Annotated in this window: 1 protein-coding gene; it reads left to right on the forward strand. The window is 41.0% G+C overall.

What is annotated here, in order from left to right:
* Window positions 1-329 (forward strand): hypothetical protein (locus tag ACYVTD_RS18630; protein WP_461249072.1); only part of this gene is annotated, 329 nt, incomplete at both ends.

Genomic DNA, 329 nt, shown 5'->3' on the forward strand with positions numbered 1-329 from the left:
CTTTTTCTATGTACACTCGCACTTCCGCAATTTTAACAGATGAGCTTTCTTCCTTTTCCATAGAAGGGCATGTCCGTTATTATCCCGGTGGAAATGTTTTCTTTTTAGATGGTATGCTTGGCTATGCAAATTTAGCAGTCGGTTTCTCAGGTAAAGGCACTGTTGAAAAGGAAAACGGTGAAAAAACAAAAGAAACATTTGACTTCTCTGTGCCAAGAGATTACCTTAAACTAGGTATAAAAATTGGCTGGCGAGTAGATGCCGGCAACCCGGGTGGATTTATCTTTGAGCCGTCTTTTGGTTGGTCACTTGGAGTAGGACTTGGTAAA

The sequence above is a fragment of the Treponema sp. R6D11 genome (genome assembly GCF_054786075.1).